Annotated in this window: 1 rRNA gene; it reads left to right on the top strand. The window is 53.2% G+C overall.

The features are described from left to right. Nucleotides 1–534: ribosomal RNA gene (locus tag B9P82_RS28135) — 16S ribosomal RNA — on the top strand; the annotation flags it as partial.

The following is a 534-nucleotide window of genomic DNA, read 5'->3' as shown; positions in this document are numbered from 1 at the left end:
GGGAGCAAACAGGATTAGATACCCTGGTAGTCCACGCCGTAAACGATGTCGACTTGGAGGTTGTGCCCTTGAGGCGTGGCTTCCGGAGCTAACGCGTTAAGTCGACCGCCTGGGGAGTACGGCCGCAAGGTTAAAACTCAAATGAATTGACGGGGGCCCGCACAAGCGGTGGAGCATGTGGTTTAATTCGATGCAACGCGAAGAACCTTACCTACTCTTGACATCCAGAGAAGTTTGCAGAGATGTGAACGTGCCTTCGGGAACTCTGAGACAGGTGCTGCATGGCTGTCGTCAGCTCGTGTTGTGAAATGTTGGGTTAAGTCCCGCAACGAGCGCAACCCTTATCCTTTGTTGCCAGCGGTTAGGCCGGGAACTCAAAGGAGACTGCCAGTGATAAACTGGAGGAAGGTGGGGATGACGTCAAGTCATCATGGCCCTTACGAGTAGGGCTACACACGTGCTACAATGGCATATACAAAGAGAAGCGACCTCGCGAGAGCAAGCGGACCTCATAAAGTATGTCGTAGTCCGGAT

This window comes from Citrobacter sp. L55 (assembly GCF_002850715.1).
Taxonomy (GTDB): Bacteria; Pseudomonadota; Gammaproteobacteria; order Enterobacterales; family Enterobacteriaceae; genus Citrobacter; species Citrobacter braakii.
Note: the sequence above shows the minus strand (reverse complement) of the source record. Positions and strands in the feature narration are given on the sequence as shown.